The sequence below is a fragment of the Paracoccus sediminis genome (assembly GCF_900188295.1).
In the GTDB taxonomy this organism is placed as follows: Bacteria; Pseudomonadota; Alphaproteobacteria; order Rhodobacterales; family Rhodobacteraceae; genus Paracoccus; species Paracoccus sediminis.
Genome location: NZ_FZNM01000022.1, coordinates 1 through 24,431 on the forward strand (window position 1 = coordinate 1; position 24,431 = coordinate 24,431).

The 24,431-nt window shown below is 60.4% G+C and carries 21 protein-coding genes and 1 pseudogene; 15 read left to right on the plus strand and 7 right to left on the minus strand.

The genetic code is table 11. From position 1 onward, the window contains the following. Positions 1 to 33 precede the first annotated feature (33 nt). The 3 genes from CHB77_RS17230 (at position 34) to CHB77_RS17240 (ending at position 3,255) form a co-directional block, all read left to right on the plus strand. A complete protein-coding gene (locus CHB77_RS17230; RefSeq protein ID WP_242626628.1) occupies positions 34 to 1,407 on the plus strand; it encodes a heavy metal translocating P-type ATPase in 1,374 nt (457 codons plus the stop codon). A gap of 137 nt (positions 1,408 to 1,544) precedes the next feature. Next, a complete protein-coding gene (locus tag CHB77_RS17235; RefSeq protein ID WP_080620529.1) occupies positions 1,545 to 1,955 on the plus strand; it encodes a MerR family transcriptional regulator in 411 nt (136 codons plus the stop codon). 25 nt (positions 1,956 to 1,980) lie between these two features. Further along, entirely contained in the window at positions 1,981 to 3,255 is a 1,275-nt protein-coding gene (locus CHB77_RS17240; protein ID WP_240542510.1) for an FAD-dependent oxidoreductase, read from the plus strand. A 328-nt stretch (positions 3,256 to 3,583) separates the two neighbouring features. On the opposite strand, the gene CHB77_RS17245 is transcribed toward CHB77_RS17240, so the two are convergent. From CHB77_RS17245 to CHB77_RS17265, 5 genes are all read right to left on the minus strand, one after another. After that, on the minus strand, positions 3,584 to 7,501 hold the full coding sequence (locus tag CHB77_RS17245) for an ATP-binding protein (protein ID WP_089389387.1): 3,918 nt from the start codon (positions 7,499 to 7,501) through the stop codon (positions 3,584 to 3,586). 113 nt (positions 7,502 to 7,614) lie between these two features. After that, positions 7,615 to 8,187: a hypothetical protein gene (locus tag CHB77_RS18200; protein ID WP_131023353.1), complete on the minus strand. Its 573-nt coding sequence runs from the start codon at positions 8,185 to 8,187 to the stop codon at positions 7,615 to 7,617. Positions 8,188 to 8,346: 159 nt separating this feature from the next. Then, entirely contained in the window at positions 8,347 to 9,519 is a 1,173-nt protein-coding gene (locus CHB77_RS17255) for a hypothetical protein (RefSeq protein WP_131023352.1), read from the minus strand. Further along, positions 9,519 to 10,790 carry a hypothetical protein gene (locus tag CHB77_RS17260; RefSeq protein WP_029074277.1) on the minus strand — a complete coding sequence of 424 codons (1,272 nt, stop codon included), beginning with the start codon at positions 10,788 to 10,790 and terminating at the stop codon, positions 9,519 to 9,521. Before CHB77_RS17260 ends, CHB77_RS17255 begins: the two co-directional genes overlap by 1 nt. Positions 10,791 to 10,822: 32 nt before the next feature. Next, entirely contained in the window at positions 10,823 to 12,829 is a 2,007-nt protein-coding gene (locus tag CHB77_RS17265; protein ID WP_029074276.1) for an ATP-binding protein, read from the minus strand. Between the two features lie 638 nt (positions 12,830 to 13,467). Here CHB77_RS17265 and CHB77_RS17275 point away from each other — a divergent pair. The 3 genes from CHB77_RS17275 (at position 13,468) to CHB77_RS17285 (ending at position 14,968) form a co-directional block, all read left to right on the plus strand. Further along, the gene (locus CHB77_RS17275) at positions 13,468 to 13,995 is read left to right on the plus strand and encodes an antirestriction protein ArdA (RefSeq protein ID WP_029074275.1); all 528 of its coding nucleotides are present in this window, start codon (positions 13,468 to 13,470) and stop codon (positions 13,993 to 13,995) included. Positions 13,996 to 14,184: 189 nt separating this feature from the next. Beyond that, complete coding sequence (locus CHB77_RS17280; protein WP_080700689.1) at positions 14,185 to 14,400, plus strand: transcriptional regulator domain-containing protein; 216 nt, start codon at positions 14,185 to 14,187, stop codon at positions 14,398 to 14,400. A gap of 46 nt (positions 14,401 to 14,446) precedes the next feature. Next, positions 14,447 to 14,968 (plus strand): DUF2285 domain-containing protein, encoded by a 522-nt coding sequence (locus CHB77_RS17285; RefSeq protein ID WP_029074274.1) that lies wholly within the window; start codon positions 14,447 to 14,449, stop codon positions 14,966 to 14,968. Between the two features lie 294 nt (positions 14,969 to 15,262). Here the strand turns inward: CHB77_RS17285 and CHB77_RS17290 are convergent, their stop codons facing one another. Together CHB77_RS17290 and CHB77_RS17295 are read right to left on the minus strand one after the other, a co-directional pair. Next, positions 15,263 to 16,075, minus strand: a complete 813-nt coding sequence (locus CHB77_RS17290) for an APH(3')-I family aminoglycoside O-phosphotransferase (RefSeq protein ID WP_033450617.1) — start codon at positions 16,073 to 16,075, stop codon at positions 15,263 to 15,265. Between the two features lie 105 nt (positions 16,076 to 16,180). Next, positions 16,181 to 16,468: a DNA -binding domain-containing protein gene (locus tag CHB77_RS17295; RefSeq protein WP_029074272.1), complete on the minus strand. Its 288-nt coding sequence runs from the start codon at positions 16,466 to 16,468 to the stop codon at positions 16,181 to 16,183. Between the two features lie 463 nt (positions 16,469 to 16,931). Between CHB77_RS17295 and CHB77_RS17300 the strand changes: the two genes are divergently transcribed. The 9 genes and pseudogenes from CHB77_RS17300 to floR form a co-directional block, all read left to right on the plus strand. Then, positions 16,932 to 17,201: a helix-turn-helix transcriptional regulator gene (locus CHB77_RS17300; protein ID WP_018426335.1), complete on the plus strand. Its 270-nt coding sequence runs from the start codon at positions 16,932 to 16,934 to the stop codon at positions 17,199 to 17,201. Then, entirely contained in the window at positions 17,202 to 18,278 is a 1,077-nt protein-coding gene (locus CHB77_RS17305; RefSeq protein ID WP_089389390.1) for a replication initiator protein A, read from the plus strand. A gap of 58 nt (positions 18,279 to 18,336) precedes the next feature. After that, entirely contained in the window at positions 18,337 to 18,855 is a 519-nt protein-coding gene (locus tag CHB77_RS17310) for a DUF2840 domain-containing protein (protein WP_089389391.1), read from the plus strand. After that, a complete protein-coding gene (locus tag CHB77_RS17315) occupies positions 18,852 to 19,397 on the plus strand; it encodes a S26 family signal peptidase (protein ID WP_089389392.1) in 546 nt (181 codons plus the stop codon). Before CHB77_RS17310 ends, CHB77_RS17315 begins: the two co-directional genes overlap by 4 nt. A gap of 35 nt (positions 19,398 to 19,432) precedes the next feature. Then, complete coding sequence (locus CHB77_RS17320; protein WP_029074268.1) at positions 19,433 to 19,768, plus strand: DUF736 domain-containing protein; 336 nt, start codon at positions 19,433 to 19,435, stop codon at positions 19,766 to 19,768. After that, on the plus strand, positions 19,765 to 20,697 hold the full coding sequence (locus CHB77_RS17325) for a lytic transglycosylase domain-containing protein (RefSeq protein ID WP_050450562.1): 933 nt from the start codon (positions 19,765 to 19,767) through the stop codon (positions 20,695 to 20,697). Before CHB77_RS17320 ends, CHB77_RS17325 begins: the two co-directional genes overlap by 4 nt. Before the next feature lie 505 nt (positions 20,698 to 21,202). Then, positions 21,203 to 21,664 (plus strand): annotated as a pseudogene (locus CHB77_RS18925) (relaxase/mobilization nuclease domain-containing protein); the annotation flags it as partial. 168 nt (positions 21,665 to 21,832) lie between these two features. Then, a complete protein-coding gene (locus tag CHB77_RS18745) occupies positions 21,833 to 23,065 on the plus strand; it encodes a DUF3363 domain-containing protein (RefSeq protein ID WP_414903295.1) in 1,233 nt (410 codons plus the stop codon). Positions 23,066 to 23,282: 217 nt separating this feature from the next. Next, on the plus strand, positions 23,283 to 24,431 hold a 1,149-nt coding region (floR, locus tag CHB77_RS17335), incomplete at its 3' end, for a chloramphenicol/florfenicol efflux MFS transporter FloR (RefSeq protein ID WP_089389394.1).

Below are 24,431 nucleotides of genomic sequence, written 5' to 3' on the forward strand. Positions count from 1 at the left end.
CCCCCTCCGCTCTCCGCGTCGGGGAAGGGTCACATGGGTCAAATCTCAATGGAAATTATGAGCCTGCCTGGGTCACTTCTGGGTGGAAATCAACAGCGCATCATCCAGCTCGTCGAGCAGGCTCAGTCCGCCAAGGCTCCTACCGCACGTTTCATCGAGAATTTCAGCCGCTACTATACCCCGGCCGTGATGCTGATCGCTGCGCTGATCGTCATCGTGCCGCCACTGGCGATGGGCGGCGATTGGGACACCTGGATCTATCGCGGCCTCGCGCTCTTGCTGATCGCATGTCCCTGCGCGCTCGTTCTCTCGACGCCTGCGGCGATCGCCTCGGGCCTTGCCGTCGGCACCCGCCGCGGCCTGCTGATCAAGGGCGGCAACGCCCTCGAAACCATCGGCAAGGTGAATGCTATCGCCTTCGACAAGACAGGGACGCTTACTGAGGGCAAGCCGCGCGTCACCGAAACGGTGGCCTTCGGCAAGAACGAGGAGAAGGACGTCATCGCATTGGCGGCAGCGGTCGAGACGGGTTCCAGCCATCCGCTTGCCAAGGCGATCATCAACCGAGCAGAGGCTTCCGGCATAGCGGTCCCTCCGGCGCAGGACGCCTCTGCGACGGCCGGGAAGGCAGTCCATGCCACGGTCGTCGGGCGCCGCCTTGCCGTCGGCTCCCCGAGCCATGCCGCGAACGTGGTAGTGATCGGTAAGCACGAGCAGAGCGCAATCGAAGGGCTCGAAGATCGCGGCAACACCGTTGCCGTCCTCTTTGATGAGGGGACGCGGGAAGCAATCGGCCTGATCGCCTTGCGCGACGAACCGCGGCGAGACGCGCCCGAGGGGATTGCCCGGCTCAAAGCGATGGGCGTTCGTTCCGTGATGCTGACCGGCGACAATCGGCGCACCGCTCAGGCGATCGCCAAGGGTCTTGGTATCGAATGGAGCGCCGAGCTTCTGCCGCAGGACAAGCTCGATCTCGTGAACGAGATGAAACGAACGACCAAGGTGGCTATGGTCGGTGATGGAATCAACGATGCCCCTGCGCTCGCAACCGCCGATGTCGGGATCGCCATGGGCGGCGGAACCGACGTGGCAATCGAGACGGCGGACGCCGCCCTGCTGAAGAGCCGAGTGACGGATGTTGCCCATCTTGTGGCGCTGTCCCGTGCGACAATGGCCAACATCCATCAGAACGTCGTCTTCGCTTTGGCGCTGAAGGGCCTGTTTCTCGTTACCAGCGTCCTAGGGATCACCGGCCTCTGGATCGCAGTCCTCGCCGATACCGGCGCCACCGCGATCGTGACGCTGAATGCGCTCCGGCTCTTGCGCTTCAAGGGGGCGAAGTCGAACGACGACGAACGTGACGACGGCACGTCTTCACGCCCCCTGATACCAGCCGAGAGCTACTGATCCCTCCCGTCGAAGAAGCCGTCCGTCAAACTTGACGGGCGGCTTTGCCCGGCCGGAACCAATCGTAGCAACGGCGAACATCGCGCTCGGAAAACCCATTCATGAACTGGCACCACCCTTCAGAAAGGACAACAGCCATGGACCTGGGCATCGGCAAACTCTCCCAGATCACGGGGGTCAAGATTCCAACGATCCGCTATTACGAGCAGATCGGTCTCTTGCCCGAGGGCTTGCGAAACAAGGGCAATCAGAGACGCTACGATCATGATGCGGTCAAACGATTACTGTTCATTCGCCGGGCGCGGGATCTCGGGTTTGACATCGATGCGATCAGGGATCTGCTTCATCTAGCCGACGTCTCGGCCTCGCGTTCGCCCGAGGCACTCCGTATCGCAAAACAGCAGCTCGCTTCCGTCGAGGAGAAGATCGCTCAACTGGAAGACCTTGAAAAGGTGATCAAGCGGGTCGCCGAAGGCGAGAGCGATGGGGACGACGCGCCCTATTGCTGCAGCACGGCGACAGATCATGCGGATAAGCCCCTCCACTAGCCTCGAAACGACAGGAGGTATGGAGTTGAGATACCTTTATTCCAATCTGGAAAGGAGCCAGAGCTGCGTCGTCGTGGGGGCGGGACCGGCCGGCCTGATGCTCGGACTCCTTCTGGCCCGATCCGGGGTCGACGTAACGGTCATCGAGAAGCACCAGGACTTCCTGCGCGATTTTCGTGGAGATACCATCCATCCTTCGACACTCGAAGCAATGCACGAGCTTGGCTATCTCGACGAACTTCTCACGCTTCCCCATCAGAAAGCCTATCAGCTCCACGCTGAGATCGAAGGACGCAAGGTCACGATCGCAGACTTCTCCAAACTGCCGACGCGCGCCAAGTTCATCGCGTTCATGCCCCAATGGGATTTCCTGAATTTTCTGGCACGGAAGGCAGCGGGATTTCCGCGCTTCCGCTTGCTGATGTCGACCGAGATAACGTCGCTCCGTTGGGAAGCAGGTCGAGTTGTCGGCGTGAATGCTCGCCAGAGCGACCGCAATCTGGTTCTTGATGCCGATCTCGTAATCGGTGCCGACGGACGCAATTCCGCCACCCGCAAGGCTGCGGGACTTGAGTTTCAGAGCTTTGGCACGGCCACAGATATTCTATGGATGAAGGTCTCGAAAAAGGCCGGCGATCCCCAGCAAGCGATGAGCCATGCCGGCCCGCGACAGGGGCTGGTTCTGATCGACCGAGGCGACTACTGGCAGTGCGGCTACGTCATCACCAAGGGGACCGTCGACGCGCTGAAGGACGGCGGAATTGGTGCGCTTCGCGCAAGGATCGCTGAGGTCGCACCTTTGCCTGCGGACCGCTTCAAGGAGATCCGCTCTTGGGATGACGTGCATCTGCTGAGCGTTCGGATCGACCGCCTGAAGACGTGGTGGAAACCCGGCCTGTTGTTTATCGGGGATGCCGCACACGCCATGTCGCTGATTGGCGGCGTTGGTGTGAACCTCGCTATTCAGGACGCTATAGCGACGGCCAACCTACTGGCTGAAGCCTTGCGCGAAGGACGAATGAAAACGCGCTTGCTGGAGGCCGTGCAGCGCCGACGCGCCTTTCCAACCAGAGCGACCCAAAAACTACAACTGATGATGCGCAGCCGAAAGCGTGCGGGTGAGGCAGACAGCGCACGAAGTCCGAAGCCTCCTCTCTTCATGCGCCTGATTGCCCGGTCGCCACTGTTGCCCCGGCTGACCGGCCGCCTCATCGGACTTGGCTTTCGTCCCGAGCATGTTCGCACACAGCTAGTCGATTGGTCCTGTTCGCTCAGGAAGTCTGCGGCTCCGCCCCGATAAAACTATGGAGCAGGTGCTTGACCTAGGCACCTTGGCCGATGTCACCTTCACCGTAGAGACTAGCTTGCGAGAAAGGGATTATCGTTCGCTGGTGAATTTCCCGCTGACATTCTCGCCATCCGCCGCAGCACGGGAGATTCTCTGCCCGTTTCGAAGAACCAGCAATCAACGATTAGGGGAGAATGGCGCGCCCCGCCGGGTGATGATGAGAACTATGTCTACGCTATAGCTCTCTAAATGCACCCCGGACATTGCGCGGGTATTCAGACGCTTTCACTCTTGACATAAGGCATTGAAAATCAAAGGAAGTACCAGAAGATATCAGCTTTCAAGTCTGGTCATAGAGCACGCCCAAAACCCGGCGCGCAGAAACCATCGCCGGCGCGCTGGCGGCACCGTCCAATACCTCGGTGGCAACCACCATCGACGACCCAAGGCCGCCGATCGTCTCGAACTGGCGGAGGTGAGCGAGGCTGCCAGAAAGGCTTGCGCCAACGCGCTTAAAGATGCTTGTCCCGTCGTCGAGCGTAACGGCGGCGAGTTTCCCTTCCCATGCGTCGAGTTCGCTTGGGGTCAGTTCCGCACCGCCCAGAATGATCTGGCCGGGTAATGCAAGGGGCACGGCGCTGTCTTCGCGGATCCGGTAAGCGACCTCGATCCGACCGAGTTCCTGCACCATGTCGATTGCCGTCGCTTCGCCACCACCGGATGGCGGAGCCATATCGGTGAAAATCGCGCCAACGATGCGAAACAGTCGAACCTTACTCTCGTCATAGGCCATCGTCGGGCGCGGGATTCGGGGATCAGGCGTTTGCGTCGCGAGTGAAATACCAAGTGAGCCGGGTGCCTTGAGCAGCCGCCGCGCCAGCACGTTACCCTGATGCCGAGCAATCACGAGGTTTCGGTCGCGGCCGGGATAGGCTTCCGCCTCGACGATTGCGACCGCGCCGGATGGAACTGCGAAGCCCAGTGTCTCGCCTCGAACGTAGAACAAAGCCTTTCCGTCGAACCATTCGCCGTTGAGTTGTTCGGTGGCCATGTCCTGGGAGCCGCCGGCCGGTACCGAGCGGGAGAAGGCTGCAATGTCGGGGCAGATCGGCACCGAAAATGTAGGTCGCGCCATCGTTGGCAGAGACACGACGTTGGTCTCCGAGGCATCGGTCGGCGCCAGCGGTTCACGCCAACGATGCAATCGGAACTGCTCGTGCACCTTCTCGATCCCGGTCCGCAGTCGAACGAATGCCGGTTCGACGTCTTTCACATCGACATACGTGATGGATGCCCGTTCGCTGTGATGGGCCTTGTTGAGGACGCGTCGTGGATCCGCCCCATCGACTAGCCCAGGGTCACCGACGAAACGCCGCAGGACCGGATTGGAGAACAACTCGCCGCCGCCATTGGTTATCAGCGCGCGCAGTCGATCAAGCAGAGGGAAGAGGGTGAGCGCCTGCGTCGATGTCGCGTGGGCCGGCTCCGCCAAATCATCGAACAGATCGCCTAGACGTGCTTCGATAAAGACGCGCAGGTTAGATGCATAATCCTGTGCCGCGACCGCTGAATCCGGATTGTTGATGAATGCCTGCCGGAGCCGGTCGACCTCCTCGATGGTCGGCGACAAGCTCAGGGTCGGATGGACGCTGTTGACAGCGTGAACAGAGAGATGCTGGACACGATCGGCCATACGATTCTCCGCAACGACTGAACGGGCGAAACGGCGATCGTGGGTGGTGATGAGCAGTTGGGCGCCTGCCTCGGCAACTGCGGCAAGCCCATGCGCCAGTCTCTGACGGTTGTCGTGATCGAGCAATTCCTGCGGATCGTCGAGAATGAGCAGCGAAAGCCCGCCACGCGTTGCAAGCACATGCTCCCGGAAAGCGAGAAAGAAGCCGAACAGTGCACCGCGCAGAGCGGAGGCGTTGGAAATGTGCTGCGCTGGCGCGGTGACGCCCTCGCGGCCGACCTTGAGGTCCAGCACACCTCGCGCATTCATGTCCGTACCGATGAGGTCGGGCGCAAAGGTCGTGGCATTGCGATAGATCGCGCGGCGCCAGTATTCAGACCGATTGTGGAGTTTGCGGCGCAGCGTGTCGACCTGCGTCTGCGCCAAACCGCCGAGCGGAACGAGAAGGTTGAGCGCCGTGACCGCCCGCGCGCAAGCCGCGATACGGTCTTTTTTGGCGTCACAGTCTTTGCGCGCGGCTTCCATTCGGCGCACCTGTTCGCTCGCTGAATTGAGCGGGGCGACGCCTTCCACGATCCGAAGAAGCGAGGTCAAGCGCCTGCCGATCGCCCGATCTGCGTCTGCATCCCCATCGCCGCCGCGTCGCACCGTGTGCACAAAGGCTGTCAGCGCCATCCCGTTCTGCTCCCGCCATTCAGCGAAAGCCAATGCACGCACGATGCGATCGATCATCTGTTGCAGCCGGGCAGAGCCTGCCTGCAAAGCGGCGGGCAGCGATCGACCAGCCGGTTCCTGAAATTCTGGAAGTGCGGCAAGCCGTGCGTCGATCAACGCAACGGCATCAGTGCGTAACGTCCCCAAGGTGCCGCGGAACGGTTCCGTTGCAAAAAGATCGTCAGCCAAACCAGCCCGAAGCAGCGCGGCAGGAGAGGTGGGCAGGTCATGGCGCACTTCGCCACTTATCGCCGGCGGCAGTTCCTGAAGGAGGCGCCCGCACCAATGCGCCGACCATTCGGCGATCGTCCGCGCAATCACCTCCCGGTCGCGTGCTGCCTCGACGAGATGATCGGTTACGGGCACCCCTGTCACCGGATCGCACGCGCCGTGAAGTTGACCGACGCAAACGGGGCAAGTGCCGTCGTCGATATGGTCATGATCGTGCATCCACGCCGATACCTTGGCATAGAGTTGGGCACGACGCGCCCGATCGGGATCGGCAGCCAACGTCGACAGCGTCGCGGCTTCAGCCTCCACCTGCGCCAGCAATTCAACGACTTTGGCGGTCTCGGCAGCGTCCACCTTCAGCGCGGAAAGGCGGGTAATCGACGGCAATTCGCCGATGACCTTTAGCCCTTCGATTGCCGGGCGAATGCTGGCTTCAAGATCGTCGCGGGCCTGCTTGTTCTCCGCGTCAAACCCTGTACCGAGCACCTCTTGCGCTTCGCTCAATGCCTTGGCTTTGAGTTCGACGAAATGCTTCGCGATTTCAGCGATTCGTTCTTGTGCGCCTTCGGCATCTACCGTCGGCCGGTCTCCTTCAAATGCGATACTCGGTGTTTCGGTGAGGATTGCGGCGAGGTCGTCGGCCGCTTGCTGATAGCGGCCCGCGATCTCCACTCTCTGCTTTTCAAGCTCGGGCGTCGCGGTCTTGGCAAGACGACCGGCCATCTTTTCGGCGTGCCGCGCGAGGTCCACGAGGTCAGCCAGACCAGTCAGTCGTGCCACCGCTTCGCCCAGCTGAGATGTCGAACCGACCGAAAGGAACGGCAGCAATGCGGGCATGATCGTAGCGATCCGCCATGCGATAGGATCGATGCCCGTAGCGCCCAGATCAGGAGGCGTTTCGTTAATCTTGCCGCGAGTCGTGCGGATTTGTGAACGACGTAGCGGTGGCAATGGGGTGCCAGTCGAATCCAAAAATGTCAGTTCGACCCAGCTATCTGCGGGGATCGGCTGGCCATCCGCGGGAAGCTCGGCCGATTTGGGCGGCAACGGGGTGATCGCCGACATAGGGTGCGTCGTGGTCGCGCCATCGTCACGCAAAATCTCACATGCAAAATCCAGCGGCCCCTCTTCTGGCGGCCGCTGCGACCGGATCAGGTGGCTGGTCAGGCACCAGACAATCGCATTGGCGATCGAGGTCTTGCCCGAACCGTTCACGCCTTCCAGCAGCGTCACGGGCTTTCCCGGTTCAAATACGAAAGATGCCGGCGGGGCGCTTGGTCGGCCATAGGCGTGTAACCCCGCGAAGCGGTGCGCCTCGACCTTCACCAGACGCAAAGTCTTGATGGCGCGGCTACCACCGTCCTCGGCCGATGCTTCGATCGTCGGCGGAGGCGTGCCGATCATGTCTATGATCGCCTCGGTATCTCCGGCCGACAGATTTGCCTGCCATCTGCCATGATTTTGCCGATACCAGTCGAGGACCGCCCGCGCGTCATCCGAAGCCATCGCGAGTTCATCGCCACCGCCGAGAGCCACGGCACGCCCACCGACCAGATCGGCGAGCAGGGCGTCGATTGTCAGCAGATGAATGTCACGCGGTGCTGGCGCGTCGTCGGCCATAATTCCCCCTTCTTCAGCTATACTGCTGATTGATTCCTTTTATCGCATCATGATCTGAATTTATTCAATAGATATTAGAAAAATCGCGAACCTCGCCAAATAGTACGCCACCATTATTTTGCCTTCGCCGGAATAGGCTTGGCAGCAGCTCCATGAAGCCAGTCGACCCAATTTCCGAGGAAAGCGCGATAATCTTTCATCGTGATCTGAAGAAAATGGAGGCCCACGACGGCACGATCTTTCTGCTTTGTACTAACAAAGCAGAACCTCGTAACTGGCGCCCCTTCCGTCGTTTGGCCTTGGCTATCGAGGTATAGGACGCCTCCGTGCGCCAACCCGTTACGCAGAATGCTGCAGAATGTTTCCGTGGCTAACGCGCCGGCGGCGGTTAGCGCGAGGTCTGCGGCAAGAGCTTGTTGAATGTCCATCGGCAGACCTTGCTTGGAAAGATCTGGTAGTGCCGCGTCCTTTGGCAAATAATGATATCGCCACGCGCCTACGTTATAGAATGGTGCCTTGGCGACAGCGCTCTCACCGATATCCGCCTTTACCGCTCTTGCTAATGTGGCGTCGAGAACGGCATCATTGAGATGGCCGACCGCTCTGCCCTTTTGCGGCTTCCATATCCTCTCGATGGGCAAATTCACCATTGGCGTTGAGAGCGCCAAGAGGAATGATGCGTTCAACGGAAGAATCCGTCCATCGGATTTGTTCGAGACTAAAGGCCAAAGCTGTTCAAGAAGTATCTGGCATCTGCGAGGAACGTCGATGCTGAAATTTTGTGGATTACCCATGTGTCCCCGACCCCGTCGTTCAACTATTATATCAACGTCCTGGGCTTGGTCTCAGGTCCCCGGTGGACGCACGTCGTTTCCGAAGAGGTTGGGTTGCTCCAAGGCATCCTTCTCGACCTGTTCAGTCATCGCCTGGGCAGATGCGATAGTTGCGCCAGAGGTTGATTTCCATGCATTCGCGAATCGTTGACGATCGACATTTGCATAGTCGAGAAGTGCTCCGAGCATCGATTTTGTTTGGACGCTGAGACCATCAAACGTCGGCAGCGCGATGTGGTAGCTCGCCATTTCAAGCTCGCGCCCGGTCACGAAAAGCTGGTCCGATTTGAGGAGCCGTACCGCTTGATCCGCGACGATTTCGGCTGGGATTTGATCCAGATCCCGCTTTAAACCGGCTTCTACCGCCATAGCGGTTCCCCTGCCACCGGGCGCGTATTTTTCGACCAGTGCCATAGCCAAGCGAAGCGTCTGCTGCCCATCGTCATTGCCCAATGCACCCAGCCGCACAGCCCTCAGGATCAAGTCCCGCCTCTCGTCTATTGTCCGAAATGCCGCACCGACGCTTACGTAATCGAGGCTCTGGCAAGCGATGGCCCCAGCAAGGTAGGCCAAGCGGCCAGCCGAGCGAGCAGCCTGTGAATCCGGATGATAAGCAACGGCGGCCGCGGCCAACCGAGAGAAGCCTTCCAAAGCTCTGACTGCGGACGGAGCGCCAAACCCCTCCGATAGAGACGACAGTATATCAAACCGTGCCTCCTGAAGGTTCTTGTTTCGGAAGCTCTTATCCACGGCCTGCAATTCGGCGATCAGTTGCTCATCACCCATTCGCTCCGGATAGAGAACAGCCTGACTGTTCTGAATGCGTTGAATGTCTGTGCCATCGATTAGTTGAAGGTCCAGCTTCTCTGCCATGGACCGTAGATTTTTACGCTTATCGGTCGTTGCAACATATGCACCATCAACGTCGAGCGCATCGGCCAGTCCGCTTGTCCAGAAAATGCGCTCAACTGCCTTTGGACGTTGCTTGTATTTGATGTCGCAAATCTGCACCCGGCGAGATGTGCCGGTTGGACGCTCGTATAACCAAAGGTCAACGTCAGTGAGGTCTTCATCCGCAAAACGAAACGGAACCCCGCGAATGACGAAGAACCCAGCACGCAAGAAGTAGGCGCGCAGAACCTCCTCCAAGACGGCCCCTTTGGGTGTTTGTACTTTATCGTTCATCACAGCACCCGCCCGCCGCGAACGGCCTCAAGCACGTCCCGCGTCGCTCGCTTGCTCAACGGGGATTGGTTCTTACGAATTGATGTTCGGCTTTCCTCGGGACCGACGTATCCTGCCATGGGCGCGCTCGGCAGATCGGCTAGAGATTGGGCATAGGCATTACCCTGCGTGAGTACCTGCAACGCAAGCTCGCCTACCTCCCTCTTAAGTAGCCGCAGATAGTAGCGATTAGAATAACTCGCGTCTCGCCGGAGCTTAACGACGCCGTTGACCTCAAGAACCCGATAGTCTTGCCCGATAGAAGTTGTCGGTCCAACCTCACGGCCGGATATCAGCTTGCTCACAAGTGCAGGAAGCTGCGTGATCCTGCCTTGGGAGGATGGTCGAGAAATCATGCCGTAGGTGAGCGCTGCCACAAGCGATTTAGCCATGTCGAAGCAATCATCCACCATCGGATCGACAAACTTATGAAAGGCGGCTGGTGCAGTGACGTATACATGGCTGCCCTGCTCGTTCGTGACCTCGTTGAGATCATAGACGGCTGCCGCAACCAGCTTTTCAAAGAGCGGCTTCGACAGAACGTGCTCAACGTGCTGTACGCTCAAGCATCCGCTCTTCGACAGTTGTTCGGAGATTTCGCTAATTAGACGCTGTTCGGCATCGTCGAGCGAGGTCAGTACCTTTTGGGTTTTTGCGACGGACGACCGGCGGAAAAGGTTGCCGTTGAACAGCAACCGGTCGTTGCCATCGCCCTCCTTATCGACGAACCCAATGCCCTCAGCGCGATCGAGAAAATCGTCGACCTGGGCATTCGTGAGCTTGTGCGTATCGCCAATCCGTTGAGAGACATCGGCGCGCCGGATGGGCGCTTCCGAAGCGACTTCCGCCAAGGTGATTGACGCTTCTTCGTAGGTGCTCGGCTCAGCCTCGTTGTAGATGTCAGTGGCGTGCCCAAGCGAACCGCGCGTCGTGACGCCCAGAATAGAGATGTCCTCCTTGGACTGATCGATCAAGCGCTTACGCTCAAGAACTTGGAGAAGCCCGTTCAGCTCCAAGCGGGGATCGAGGCCCGAGGCCACAGCGATGGCGCGGGCTTCAACCTTGGTGACAGTAGCTTGGTTTGTCTGGCCAAGTTTCGTAAGGAGGGTAGCGGCTTTCGCTGCTTCGTTGATAGCGGGAAACTCCGCTGGTCCGTTCACATCCAGAACGAGCTTGCGACCATGGTGAATTACCCACGCGCCCTTGATTTCCCTGTCGCTCGCCGTTCCCATAAGCCCCCCTTCGAATTTTTGTACGAATTTGTTCAGTCTATTCCAAGCTTATTGAAGAATATCTTGTTTCTCATCTCTGCGTCCCGAAGAAGCTTAGTCCAGCTTAAAACCTCCATATAAAGACTGTTGTTGCCGAACCATCGAAACCATCCAAGCCCGTCAGGCATAGGTGTGAAATCTTTTTCGAACTCAAGCCATTTTCTGACCTTGGCGGTGAGGTCGCAAACTACGTATCCGTAGAATGGCGTCGTACCGTTGACGACAATGTCTCGTCCTGTAGGAGTCTTGAACTTTCCCTCTCGAATTTGGTTCACATAGCGAACGATCTGCTGAATCGGATCTTCCTTTGATGAAGGGTCAGCAAAATTGTCGCGCTGCGGCTTCTTGAACTCGAAAATCGTGATGGGATTGCTGGCCTCGTTCTGCCCCCGAAAAGCCACGCGCCGATTGTAGATGGTGATATCTGTTCTGTCGCCATTGGCTCTGTTTAGCGGCTTGTCGGAAGAAACGTAGGACGAGAAATTCAGTCGTTCATCCAGCATCCAAAGATTATGCGCATCGTAGTCGAGGTCTTCTGAGTCCTTCTTGCGCCGCATGATGATGTCATGCACGTCGCCTTCCGATTTGTGTTTTCCACCGGCATCGATTTCCAGAGACTTGGAGAATAGGTCGAGAACACACTTTCTCATGGAAACGTAGTGGATGAGATCATTCTTGCTGGTGTCGGAAATGCTATCCATGAGCTGATTAATCTTTTCACCTAGCTCATCGAAGTTTTCCGATTTCAGCAGTGCGGCGACCTGTGACCGCGTCCGGATTTCCTTTTCGTATTTCTTTTTTTGAAGATGAAGCTCGATATCCTGATTGGACGGCCGCATGGGTAAGGCGTCGAAATCGACCTCATTCGCGAGCGTCCGATGCCAGGGTGCATCGGCCGAAACATAGTCGGCGATACGCGCCTGCTTGCGCCTCTTCCGCTCGGTAATTTCCGAACCGACTGCCGACTGAGCGATTTCTGCGGCCCTCTGCTCTATCTCGCTTTGGGAAATGCCGTTGAGCAGATCGTTATCGGTCTGAAAGCGGAACTCGCCTCTTTCGAGAGATACGTTGTCATTCAGGTAGTCGCTAAAGACATAGGACTTGACGACAAAGTTGCGCCCTTTGGACAGGTCTTGTTCGGGACCGGTGTCATAGAACTCTTCGGCAAACTCAGGGATATAGGTTTGAAGCGGGTTGTCAGTCACTTCGCGCCGGTGCGCGACTAGGCTGACTTTGCTCTTGGCCGACCTCGGAGCATAGAGTTTGAAAACGCGGACCTGGAACTCTTTGGCCTCTTCGTTGCTCGTGAGCGTGAAGGTGCCGTGCTCGACACTCATCTCGACGATCTGGCTGTCCCCCTTACCCAAATAATCGTTGAGCGAGACGCCGCCAGCCGGCTCCTTCGCCTCCCTGATCACGATACGCGGACACACCCGCTCTTTATCCACGAAATACGGCAGCAGCCGTTCGACGATCACACGACTGACGGTCTCAAGGCGCTTGTCCGGGAATCTGACCGACTTAATGCCGGAAATCTCAACGGCAGTACCGGTCTCCCGCTTTTCTGAAGCGGACGTTTGCTCGTCAACGATGATATCCTTGTCGAGGCCCATCCTGAAGGATCGATGGTGAAACGCATCGCCAACGGCGAAGGTGCTCGTCACCTTCACATGGTTGAAATACTTGAGGCAGGTGAAACGGCCGAACCCCTTACCGCCATCGGCGATCTTCTGTTCAGTATAGAGGGTATCAAATGAATCCCGGTTGCTCTTTGTAAAGCCGACCCCGTTGTCCTTGACGATAAACCCGTCGATATCCTCAAGACGGTCAATGATGTCTGCCTGTCCGCTTCGAAGGATTTCGATCTGGATCAGGCCATTCTTGACGCCCTTTTGGTCGATTGCCTGAATGGCGTTTACCACTAACTCCACCAGCGGCGTGTAAACATTGGTGCCAGAACGGATATTCTCGACCAACCGCCTGACGTTGACATTGCTCATGCCAGCTCCCTCGCATCCGTCGAGCTAAAGTCTTGCCCTTCTCTGGACAGGCTCGCCGATGTCATTCTTCTTTCCCTCTCGTTTCTCGCTGCGAAGCTCTGGCGGCGGAAGACGCTATGCATTCGCGGACGTACTCGCGCATGAACTCTCGAAGCACTTGTGCCGCTGGGCGATCATGGACTTGGCACGCCGCGACGAATTCGTCCCGCAGATCCCGGTCCAACCTGATGCGCAACCCGACATCTTTTTTGGTCATGTGGGAAGTGTACCCAATGGATACACATCCGCAAGAGAGATCATTCCACAAGGAACGGCGGTCCGGATGCCAGTGTCTCCAGTCCTGCGCGTTGCTACATCCTGATCCAGTTAACGCGCTCGATCTCGACTTTGCTCTGGCCGAACTGGCTGCTTGCCTCGTCTACTTCAAGATAGTCACTAAGGGCGTTGCCCTCGCGCCAGCAAGGTAAGTGGAACCGTCCGGGGCGGTATCCCCGGCCTTCCGCGCTTCGCTTGTGCAGACCGGGTGATCCCCCTCCACCCCGGCCGCCCTTGCTCGTTGCTACCCCAGTCTCGGCGACGGCCAGAAGGTCAGGCGCGGCGTTCCGCTTCGCTGACCTTCAGACCCGAGGATCAGAGACATGACCAACGTATCCGACAGTACCCCCCGCATCTATGTCGCTTGCCTTGCCGCCTACAACAACGGCTATCTGCATGGCGCTTGGATCGACGCGGATCAGGACGCGGACCAGATTAGGGGCGCGATTGCCGCGATGCTTGCCCGTTCCCCTGTCGAGGACGCGGAGGAATACGCCATTCACGATTACGAGGGCTTCGAGGGCGTCAGCATCTCGGAATATGCCGGCATCGACATCGTGGCGCGGATGGCCAGTTTCATCGCAGAGCATGGCGCACTTGGCGCGGGCCTGCTGGAGCAGTTCAGCGGCGACATGGACCAAGCCGAATCCACGTTGGAGGATTGCTATCATGGTCAGTTCGCCAGCCTCGCCGACTACATGGAGGAATTGACCACCGAGAGCGTCACGATCCCCGAAGCGCTGCGCTACTATGTCGATTGGGAGAGGATGGCGCGCGACGCCGAGATGGGCGGCGACCTGTTCACTATCGAGACCGCGCACGGCGAGGTCCATGTGTTTTCCAACAGGTGAAAACATGACTGCCTGTCCGTCCTCATACGGGCAGGCGTCGCGGAGTCGCCGGGCTGTCGCCAAAAATACCAAAAATGATCGGGTTAGCCGCTCAAGGTATCTGCTTTGAGCGGCTTCTATATTTCCAGTGATGATTGAACCTCTTCTTGCCGGGCGCTGCCCAGCATCCCGGCTCGGGGAGGTGACGCCATGCTCAACATCGATTGGCGATCACCGGCGGCATACGGGCACACAAAGCACATCCCTGCCGCTGGTTTCGCTTGGGAATACCTGCGCCGCAACGACGAATATCGTCGGGACTGCCGGACCATCGCATTGACCGCAGGGGCGGCTGCCCGCGACCTCGAAGAGTTCGCGCATCGCTGGGGTTTGCGATTTCCCGTGCGATCCCGACGCGCCGCATGATCGGCAATCGCCGATCTGGAGTCCGCGCCTTCAACCGCAAGCCGTGATGTTGTCGCCAGTCAATCACAAGGACGACGACACCGAACCGGTACTGACGTTGGCGCATCTCGACGGCCTCGATATGCGCCGCGCTGCCGATGGCTGGCACGGCATCTGGCAGGCGGACGGCGTTGCGCATCAATTCTGGCTACCCGTGGCCGTGCCGGACACCGCCGCATTTTACGCCGTCACGCTACCGATGGACGCCTTTCTGGAGCTGCGCGCTCACGCTGTCCGTCGATTCTGGCGGTCCCTCAATGGCCGCGCGCCCGGTCCCGACTTCCGGGCGATCCCCGCCCAGCTCCGGCAATGGCACATCCTGTCCCTGCGTGCGCTCGACGCACGGTTCCGCGGCGAAAGCTACCGCACCATCGCCAAAGTCCTGCTCGGCTTTCGCGGCAGGAAGGAGGATTTTGAGAACGACCCGCGCAAGAACAAGGCCCGCCGCCTAGTTGCGCATGGCATCAAGATGATGCGCGGCGGCTATCGCCTGTTGCTTCATTACCCGATCAAACCCTGCAAGCGTTAATCGTCTGCGAGCCCTATCTGTCGAAAATCGTGTCGCAAATTTGTGCCACTTACGACAATGACATGCAACACGGAAACCCCTTGCTTCTCCGAGACCGGCCGATCTGTTAGAGAATTTTAGAAATTGCGTGACGGTGATGGTATTTGCCGGTCAGATCGATAGGGGCCGTTAAAAATAGCACTTACGCTTCTCGCCCCCTATCTCGCAAGGGATGCAATTTCGAGAATGACGGAGTTTGGTGGTTCTGCCACTGCCAGCCTGTGTTTCATTTGCCGTGGTAGCTGTCGTCTAATATCAAAAAAGCTCGTCCAACATCAGGTGGAATAGCAGCTTGCTTGGATCTGGCTTAGGAACGCCGTACCGGGCGAAAAACCTGTCCTGTAACGCCTCATCGAACTCTCCGAGACAGTTCCAGAGTATCGCCAAATCTTGGTAGCGGTCGGCAATACCGACACGGCCTGCGTCGATACAGCCGATTACCACACCATCCACCATAAGAAGGTTATCGAGCGAGAAGTCCCCATGTGTGACAACCTGATCGGCCATGAAAGGCAGGTGTCGATGCATTTCCTGCCAAACCTGTTCTGCTGTCCAGCCTTCGCGTTCCTCATCGAAATCGTCTTCTTCGACCAAGCCGGCGTCGATCCGTTTGCGCGCCAGTCCGAGTCGATAGCTATGATCGCTGGTAAATGGACATTCGCTGATCGGAATTGCATGTAGCGTCCGAAGGAAGTCCGCCAGCGCATCAACAATGGTCGTTCTCTCCTCTGGACGCGCTTCCAGAGCCTGATATGCGGTTTCACCTGCCAAGGCCGTCATAAGGAGCCAGGCTTCGTCGGTAGTGCTGACGAAATGCGTGACGGTGGGAACCGCGATGTGGTTGGCCATCCAACGCAGTCTAACCATCTCATCCACGAGATCATTGGCAACGGTATCGCGACCATGCTTCAGGAAGAGATCGGGTGCACCTGCCTTGCCGTAGAGCCGATATACCACTCCCCCGGACTCACCGACATTATTCCGCGCCCACGAATATCCCTTCACCTCTTCCGATAAACCCGCCGGCACTGGCATCGCCACGCAGTTTACTTCCCTATATTCATCCATAGCTTGCCTATATTCATCCATAGCTTGCGTAAATCTACTTGCGGGTAGTTGTCGCAACAATCCCGAAATCTGCGACAAGAAACAAGCTGAAATTGTCTCCGATCTTCATACCTTGTTGGCTACCGCCTGCTCCAGAATCTTCCGATAGCCTTCACGCGACAGCCATTGCGCGCGCTCCAGATGACTTTGCCAGCATCGGCGCGACCGAAGTTCCTCGGCGACGGGATCGCGGTGCAGCACGATCCGCGCGACCTCCTTCCAGTCCGCATCTTCGGCCTTCGCATCGAGAAGGCGCAGATACGTCACGAAATGCCGTTCGTCATAGACGGTTATGCTGTCGCCTGTCGGCGCGATGTCGTCCACATCGGGATCGAGTTCGACGGGAACCCGCATAGTCATTCCCCGTATCCGAGAGATTTTTGTCTGCGGTGCGCCCCCGCAAACGATTCTCTCTGACTCTTGGTGATCGGGGAGTTCGAAACCGTCACGAAACGGCCCCATGGCCTTTAGCTCGGAAAGCCTGTTGTATACGCCACAGGCTCCCCGACCATAGGTCAAGGAGTTGGTGCCGTTCTGGCCAGCACCAGCCATTCGTGAGGGGTTTCGACGCCCCAGAGCAGCGCGTCTGCTCCGCCTACATTCCTAGCCGAACCGTGCGCAAATGTCTTTGCCTATTCGGCATGGCAGGCGTTGAGCCGCTGAAATCCCTCATCATATTGGACGCGCGCCGCCCCGAAGGGGGGTGCCGTTAGCGCATAGGCGCAAATGCGGCACGCTACGCGCCGCCGATCCCCCGCCATGGTTCGCCACAGTCCGCTGCCGCCCCCGGCAGCCCAATCCCGACTGGAGGTGATCCATGCCCAACCCGCTTGCGGGCCTGCCGCCGCGCCTGCTGCGCACCAAGGAAGCCGCCCGCTTCCTCGGGATATCCATCCGCACCCTTGAGAAGCATCGCACCTATGGCACCGGCCCGACCTATCGCAAGGTCGGCGGGCGCGTCCTCTATACCGTCCGCGATCTGGAAGACTGGAGCGCGGCGGGCGAGCGCAAATCCACCCGCGACAAGACCGCCGGCACCGTCTTTCCCGCGCGTCCGCTTACGCCCGAAGAACGGGGCGACTGCTAGATGCTGCGCGAGGACGATCACGACCCCGCGCAGCCGGCCGAGGACAGCGAGCGCAGCCGCCTGGACCCTTTCGTGGTCGCAACGGGCGACGCGCCGCCGCGTGACCAGCGCGATTTGATGGAACGGCCGTTCTTCTCGCTGGCGAAGACCCCGCGCACCAAGCCGATTCTCTACAAGGCCGCCGACATAGAGGTGCAGGTGTTCGGGATGCCCGAGCATGGCATGGCGACCATATGGGACGCCGATGTGCTGATATGGGCGGCCTCGCAGATCGTCGCGGCCGAGAACAACGGCCTAACCACGTCGCGCTTTGTCCGCTTCACCCCCTACCATCTGTTGCGCGCCATCGGGCGGCCGACCGGCAATCACCAATACCGGCTTCTGAAAGCCGCGCTGGCGCGGCTGCAATCGACCGTCATCGCCACCACCATCCGCAACCGCCCGCATTGGCGTCGCCGGCAATTCTCATGGATCAACGAGTGGGAGGAAATGACGACGCGCGCCGGCCGCGTCGAGGGCATGGAGTTCGTCCTGCCCGAATGGTTCTACAACAGCGTCATCGACCGCTCGCTGGTCCTGACCATCGACCCGGCCTATTTCCGGCTGACTGGCGGCATCGAGCGATGGCTTTACCGCGTCGCCAGAAAGCACGCCGGGCACCAGCGCCACGGCTGGGTTTTCGAGGTCGCGCACCTTCACCAGAAATCCGGCAGCCTCGCGCGGCCGTCCGACTTCGCGCTCGACCTGCGCCGGATCGCGGCCCGCCAGCAGCTTCCCGGCTACCTGCTCCAGATCGAGCGGGAAGACGGCCGCGAGTTGCTGCACATCCGCCCCGAAAACTTGTCCACAGGCACTGTTGACAACCCTGTTAATGCCATCGGCAGATCAGGCGCACGGGGTATCGGCACATCAGGCGCACGACTATCGGCAGATCAGGCGCACGAACCGCAGCTAACGCTTTGGCCTGAAAAGCGGAATCCGACCGCTAACTTATCTAACAGAGTATCTAACTCTCTTTGTTTGACGCGCGCGCAGGCGAAGCGTGGTGCCGGTTCTGCCCGAAGGGGCGAGCCATGACGCCCGCGCTCGACGCGCTGCGCTCGCGCAGCCCCCAGCACATCCCCGGAGACGAACAATGACCCGTCGCGCCCACCGCAGCGCGCACGGCCGTCCGCTGCCGGACGGGCCTGCGCCCTTCACCACATTGGTCGAGCTGACCTTCGAGAAACGCAAGGTCGAGCACTGGATACGCTTCGGCCGCAAGACCTACGAGCAGATCATCGACCGTCGCCGCAGCGTCGTCGGTTTCGCGCCGAGCAGCGTCTTTGCCTTCGTGCGATGGGCGAAGGGCGAGCACGGCACTGTCGTTTCCCGCATCGACATCGTGCGCGCCATCGGCCGGGGCGAGCCGTTCCAGACATTGCCGTTCGTGCGCCCCGGCGGCGAAATCCTGTTGCGCCTCGATAGCTGGCCCAAGGTGCAGCGTGCGCTTGTAGCTATCGACGCCGTGGATGCGCTCGGCCTCGATCCGGCCGATGCCTCGCCGGATCACTGGCGGCACGTCCACAACCGTTTAACCGCCAATCTGGAGCCGCACGCCTACACCCCCGAGCGACACGCCGCTTGGCTTCACTGCCAAAGGATCGCCCCATGACGCGCCGCCGCACCCTCACGGTGACGGCGCTCGCCGTCATCGGCATCGCCGCCGCAAGCGCGGTCGAGACACCGACGAAACTCATATGGAACGCCACCGCCAGCGCGCCGGTCGGGTTCTACACCGTCGAGCCGGCCGACGCGCTTGATGTGCCCGAGCTGGTCGCCGTCATGCCGCCCGAACCGCTCGCCGCCTTCATGGTCGAGCGCGGTTATATCGCGCGCGGCGTCCCGCTGTTGAAGCGCGTCGTCGGCCTGCCGGGGCAGCGGGTTTGCCGCTTGCGATCCACGATCACGGTGAACGGGATCGAGATGGGCGAGGCGCTGGAGCGCGATAACCTCGGCCGCGATCTGCCCGTCTGGCAGGGCTGCCGCGTCATCGGCGACGACCAGCTTTTCCTCATGAACTGGGAAGTCCGCGACAGCCTCGACGGCCGCTATTTCGGACCCATCCCCGCAGCTTCCGTCATCGGTCGAGCGGTCCCGCTCTGGACCGATGAGGAAGGCGTCGGCCGCTACGAGTGGCGCACGCCGACGCACTGAAACGATCCCCGAAAGCCAATCACAGGAGATTTTCCATGGCAGAAATAGGCACCTTCACCCGCACCGAAACCGGCTATGCCGGGGAGCTTCATTCGTTCGGCCTCCACGAAAAGCTGTTCATCGTTCCGGCCAAGCCGAGCGATATGAAGAACGCGCCCGACTATCGCCTGCGCCTCGATAGTGAGGACGGGCCGGACGCCGGCCCGGCATGGAAGGACGCAAGCGAAAATGCCGGCGACTTCGTGTCGATGAGGCTGGAGGGACCGATCTTTCCGTCCCCGATCCGCGCCAAGCTGTTCCAGTCCAACGACGATCCTTCGGTCTGGACGCTGCGTTGGAAGCACCCCCGGAAAGTCGAGGACGAGGAATGACGGCCGCGCGCGTACGGCCCGCCATCCGGTCCAAGATCGTCATCCCTTTGTTCGCGGAAAAGCCGTCTCATCCCTTCGTCCCGCTCGGCGGCCAGACGGCCGGCGCGCGCAGCGAAGGTCAGGGGCGGCCATCGGCCGGCGCTTGCGCCTTGCCCTTGACCGCAGCGAGCACGCTGGCAGGCTGGCGGCGAACCGGAAGCAGGCCGGCATGGCATTATGCTGTCCTGCTGCTGGCGGGGGCGATTTCCGTCTGCATCGGATCGGGCGTCGCTGTCGCGCAATCCACGTCGGTCGAGCGCCCGGTCGCCGCCCATCCGTATGCGATCCACATCGCCGAGGCGTCACAGCGTTTTGGCATCCCCGAGCACTGGATTCGCGCCGTGCTGCGCGCCGAGAGCGCGGGCGACGTGCGCGCCGTATCGTCGGCTGGGGCGATGGGATTGATGCAGGTGATGCCCGACACATGGGCGGGCTTGCGCGTCCGCCATGGCCTCGGCCGCGATCCCTACGTCCCGCGCGACAACATCCTTGCAGGCACGGCCTATCTGCGCGAGATGTTCGACCTCTACGGCAATGTCGGCGCGATGCTCGCGGCTTATAACGCCGGCCCCGGCCGCTATGACGAGCACCGTGCGACGGGCCGCCCGCTTCCCGCCGAGACGCGCGCCTATGTCGCCGCACTCGCCCCGATCCTTGGCGGCGCGGCTCCATCGGATGCGCCGTTGCAACCACCGGCACCGCCGCCCGACTGGCGCGAGGCACCACTATTCGTCATGCGCCCGGCCGACACGCGAGCTACCGCCGCGCCGCCGTCCGAGGTGCAATCAGGCGACGGCCGCGCTGCCGTTCCGGCGCGCGACCCTGCCCGTGCGGAGCCGCAGTACGGCAGCATTTTTGTCGCCGACGCGAGCGGCGGGGGAACGCCATGAGGGCGGCGTTCCCGCACTCGGCGGCGCTCATTCCGGTGTCCAGTCAGGCAGGTTCTTGCCCGGCTGACTTCCCGGCAGGAGGGGTGGAAAAGGCAGAAAGGGCGGAGGGCAAGATTAAAGAAGACGGCACCATATGGGGCCGCTTCTGGAAATTGTTGTTGTCTGCACACTGGTTAGGTGGCCGGTTCCGGCACCATGGTTTTGAGGGGCCGCGTGCCGCGATTTTGCGCAAAGCCTTGGCTTTGCAGGGTTTCGAGCGGCACCATAGGCGCAGATCGGCCGTTTTTCGGCGGTTTGGGCTGGAGTCGCGCCCTTGAGCGCCGACGACGAAAACCGCTTCCGTCCGAAGCCCGGCCGCATCCGATCCGACACGCCGAAGGCCGGCAAGACCAAGAGCTTTTTCACGCAGGTCAGGAAGATCACCCGCCAGCATCAGGCGGCAGCCTCACGCGATCCTTCCATGCCGTCATCCGCGCGCCCGTCATCGCCGGGGCGGTCTCGCGCCATGGCCGCCAGCGGCAAGGGCGTGAAGCGCGGCCGGGGCGCGAGCTTCGTGCGCGCCCGGAACATATCCGGCAACTGGCATCATCGCCAGCCGGGCAGCCGCCGCGTGATCGTCAAGCAGCGCAGCGTCCGGGCCGCATGGAAGGGCGGCCGTGCCCGCGCGCATCTGCGCTATGTCCAGCGTGACGGAACCTCGCGCGACGGCGAACGCGGCCAGCTCTATTCGGCGCATGAAGACCGCGCCGATGGCGACGCCTTCCTTGATCGTGGTCAGGATGACCGCCATCAATTCAGATTCATCGTCTCGCCCGAGGATGGCGCGGAGCTGTCGGACCTCACGGCCTACACCCGCGATTTCATGAAACAGGTGGAAGGCGACCTCGGCACGAAGCTGGATTGGGTTGCCGTCAATCACTACAACACCGGCCATCCCCATGTGCATGTCATCGTCAACGGCCGCGATGATACGGGCGGGGATCTAGTCATCAACGGCGACTATCTCGCCAACGGCCTGCGCGAGCGCGCCAGCGAGCTTGCCAGTCTGGAACTCGGCCCCGTTACCGAGATTGAGCAGACCCGCAAGCTGTCCGCCGAAATCGACCAGGACCGTTTCGCCCGCATCGATCGCGCCATGGCCGAGGAAGCCGATGCCCGTTTCGTCGACCTGCGCCACGAGCCGGCAGCGCCGAGGCGGCAGTTCGAGCGAACGCTACGCCTGCGCAGGCTCGCCAAGCTGGAGAAGATGGGGCTGGCGACCGAGCACGCGCCCGGTGTTTGGGAATTGAGCAAGGACATGGAACCGGTCTTGCGCGAGTTGGGCGAGCGGGGCGACATTATCCGCACCATGCACAAGGCGCTTGGGCCGCAGGGCGGCGAACGCGATCCCATGAGCTTCCAAATCCATGACGGAGCGCCCGAGACGCCCATCGTCGGCCGCGTCGTGGACAAGCACCTGTCCGACGAGCTGGGCGAGAACCTGACAATCGTGGTGGACGGGATCGACGGCCGCACACACCACATTGCCGGCATCGCGCCCGAGCGGCTGGAGGACGCCCGCATCGGCAGCGTCGTCCAGATCGGCCCGGCCGAGGCGGCAGCCCGACCGTCCGACCGCACCATCACCGCCATCGCCGAGGACGGCATCTATCGGCCGAGCCGTCATCTGGAGCAGGCGAAATTCGAGGGCCGCGTTCCCGGCGGCGACTATGAGGGCTATATCGATGCCCATGTCCGGCGGCTGGAGGCGCTGCGCCGGGCCGGCATCGTCGAGCGCATCGACGCCGACCAATGGCGCATCCCAGATGATCTGGTCAGCCACGCGGCTGATTACGATGCCGGCCGCGACCGGCAGGCCAGCGTTCGCGTGCTTTCCCCGGTTGATCTGCAAAGGCAGATACGTTCGGACGGCGCGACATGGCTGGACCGGCGATTGGTCCATGGCGAAACGGCCGACCTTGCGCCGACCGGCTTCGGGCAACAGGTCCGCGAAGCCATGGACCAGCGCCGCGAGCATCATATCGAACAGCGCGACGCTACGCGCAACAGGGACGGCCGCATCTTCTACCGGCGCAATCTTCTCGGCACCTTGCGCGAGCGCGAGGTTGCCCGCGTCGGCGCGGAGATGGCCGAGAGCAAGGGACTGCCGTTCCGCGCCGCTACGGACGGCGAAAACGTCAGCGGCAAGTTCACCGGCACCGTGCAGCTATCGAGCGGCAAGTTCGCCGTGGTCGAGAAATCCCATGAGTTCACGCTTGTCCCGTGGCGGCCGGTCATCGACCGGCAGCTCGGCCGCGAGGTCATGGGCGTCGTGCAGGGCGGATCGGTGTCGTGGCAGTTAGGGCGGCAGAGGGGGCTGGAACGCTGAGTGCGCCCATGCCGCATTGCGAAGCAAAAGATAATCGGATAAAAGGTAGCAATTCATATTCGTAAGCGTGGAGTAATCAGATGGGAAATTCCAAGTCAGCAGACAAGTAAGCCGCAACAACCAGTATTGTTGTTGCGGCGCTCTGTAAGGCTAGTCTCATCTGATTGCTGACGAGCAGACGTCGCCCGGTATTCCTTAATCGAGCGGTTGATTCGTCATGACCACCACACGCCCCGCGTGGGCCTATACGCTGCCGGCAGCACTGCTGCTGATGGCTCCTTTCGACATCCTCGCTTCACTGGCGATGGATATTTATCTCCCTGTCGTTCCAGCGATGCCCGGCATCCTGAACACGACGCCCGCTATGATCCAACTCACGTTGAGCCTCTATATGGTGATGCTCGGCGTGGGCCAGGTGATTTTTGGTCCGCTCTCAGACAGAATCGGGCGACGGCCAATTCTACTTGCGGGCGCAACGGCTTTCGTCATTGCGTCTCTGGGAGCAGCTTGGTCTTCAACTGCACCGGCCTTTGTCGCTTTCCGTCTACTTCAAGCAGTGGGCGCGTCGGCCATGCTGGTGGCGACGTTCGCGACGGTTCGCGACGTTTATGCCAACCGTCCTGAGGGTGTCGTCATCTACGGCCTTTTCAGTTCGATGCTGGCGTTCGTGCCTGCGCTCGGCCCTATCGCCGGAGCATTGATCGGCGAGTTCTTGGGATGGCAGGCGATATTCATTACTTTGGCTATACTGGCGATGCTCGCACTCCTAAATGCGGGTTTCAGGTGGCACGAAACCCGCCCTCTGGATCAAGTCAAGACGCGCCGATCTGTCTTGCCGATCTTCGCGAGCCCGGCTTTTTGGGTTTACACTGTCGGCTTTAGCGCCGGTATGGGCACCTTCTTCGTCTTCTTCTCGACGGCTCCCCGTGTGCTCATAGGCCAAGCGGAATATTCCGAGATCGGATTCAGCTTTGCCTTCGCCACTGTCGCGCTTGTAATGATCGTGACAACCCGTTTCGCGAAGTCCTTTGTCGCCAGATGGGGCATCGCAGGATGCGTGGCGCGTGGGATGGCGTTGCTTGTTTGCGGAGCGGTCCTGTTGGGGATCGGCGAACTCTACGGCTCGCCGTCATTCCTCACCTTCATCCTACCAATGTGGGTTGTCGCGGTCGGTATTGTCTTCACGGTGTCCGTTACCGCGAACGGCGCTTTGGCAGAGTTCGACGACATCGCGGGATCAGCGGTCGCGTTCTACTTCTGCATCCAAAGCCTGATAGTCAGTATCGTCGGGACATTGGCGGTGACGCTGTTAAACGGCGATACAGCGTGGCCCGTGATTTGTTACGCCACGGCAATGGCAGTGCTG

Coding starts and splice junctions, on each gene's coding strand:
- CHB77_RS17285 (WP_029074274.1), top strand. CDS start 14,447: ATGTTGTCGCCAGTCAATCACAAGGACGACGACACCGAACCGGTACTG.
- CHB77_RS17290 (WP_033450617.1), bottom strand. CDS start 16,075: ATGGATGAATATAGGGAAGTAAACTGCGTGGCGATGCCAGTGCCGGCG.
- CHB77_RS17260 (WP_029074277.1), bottom strand. CDS start 10,790: ATGGGAACGGCGAGCGACAGGGAAATCAAGGGCGCGTGGGTAATTCAC.
- CHB77_RS17235 (WP_080620529.1), top strand. CDS start 1,545: ATGGACCTGGGCATCGGCAAACTCTCCCAGATCACGGGGGTCAAGATT.
- CHB77_RS17280 (WP_080700689.1), top strand. CDS start 14,185: ATGCTCAACATCGATTGGCGATCACCGGCGGCATACGGGCACACAAAG.
- CHB77_RS17320 (WP_029074268.1), top strand. CDS start 19,433: ATGGCAGAAATAGGCACCTTCACCCGCACCGAAACCGGCTATGCCGGG.
- CHB77_RS17300 (WP_018426335.1), top strand. CDS start 16,932: ATGCCCAACCCGCTTGCGGGCCTGCCGCCGCGCCTGCTGCGCACCAAG.
- CHB77_RS17275 (WP_029074275.1), top strand. CDS start 13,468: ATGACCAACGTATCCGACAGTACCCCCCGCATCTATGTCGCTTGCCTT.
- CHB77_RS17315 (WP_089389392.1), top strand. CDS start 18,852: ATGACGCGCCGCCGCACCCTCACGGTGACGGCGCTCGCCGTCATCGGC.
- CHB77_RS17305 (WP_089389390.1), top strand. CDS start 17,202: ATGCTGCGCGAGGACGATCACGACCCCGCGCAGCCGGCCGAGGACAGC.
- CHB77_RS18745 (WP_414903295.1), top strand. CDS start 21,833: ATGGCCGAGGAAGCCGATGCCCGTTTCGTCGACCTGCGCCACGAGCCG.
- CHB77_RS17325 (WP_050450562.1), top strand. CDS start 19,765: ATGACGGCCGCGCGCGTACGGCCCGCCATCCGGTCCAAGATCGTCATC.
- CHB77_RS17295 (WP_029074272.1), bottom strand. CDS start 16,468: ATGCGGGTTCCCGTCGAACTCGATCCCGATGTGGACGACATCGCGCCG.
- CHB77_RS17265 (WP_029074276.1), bottom strand. CDS start 12,829: ATGAGCAATGTCAACGTCAGGCGGTTGGTCGAGAATATCCGTTCTGGC.
- CHB77_RS17310 (WP_089389391.1), top strand. CDS start 18,337: ATGACCCGTCGCGCCCACCGCAGCGCGCACGGCCGTCCGCTGCCGGAC.
- CHB77_RS17245 (WP_089389387.1), bottom strand. CDS start 7,501: ATGGCCGACGACGCGCCAGCACCGCGTGACATTCATCTGCTGACAATC.
- CHB77_RS17255 (WP_131023352.1), bottom strand. CDS start 9,519: ATGAACGATAAAGTACAAACACCCAAAGGGGCCGTCTTGGAGGAGGTT.
- CHB77_RS17230 (WP_242626628.1), top strand. CDS start 34: ATGGGTCAAATCTCAATGGAAATTATGAGCCTGCCTGGGTCACTTCTG.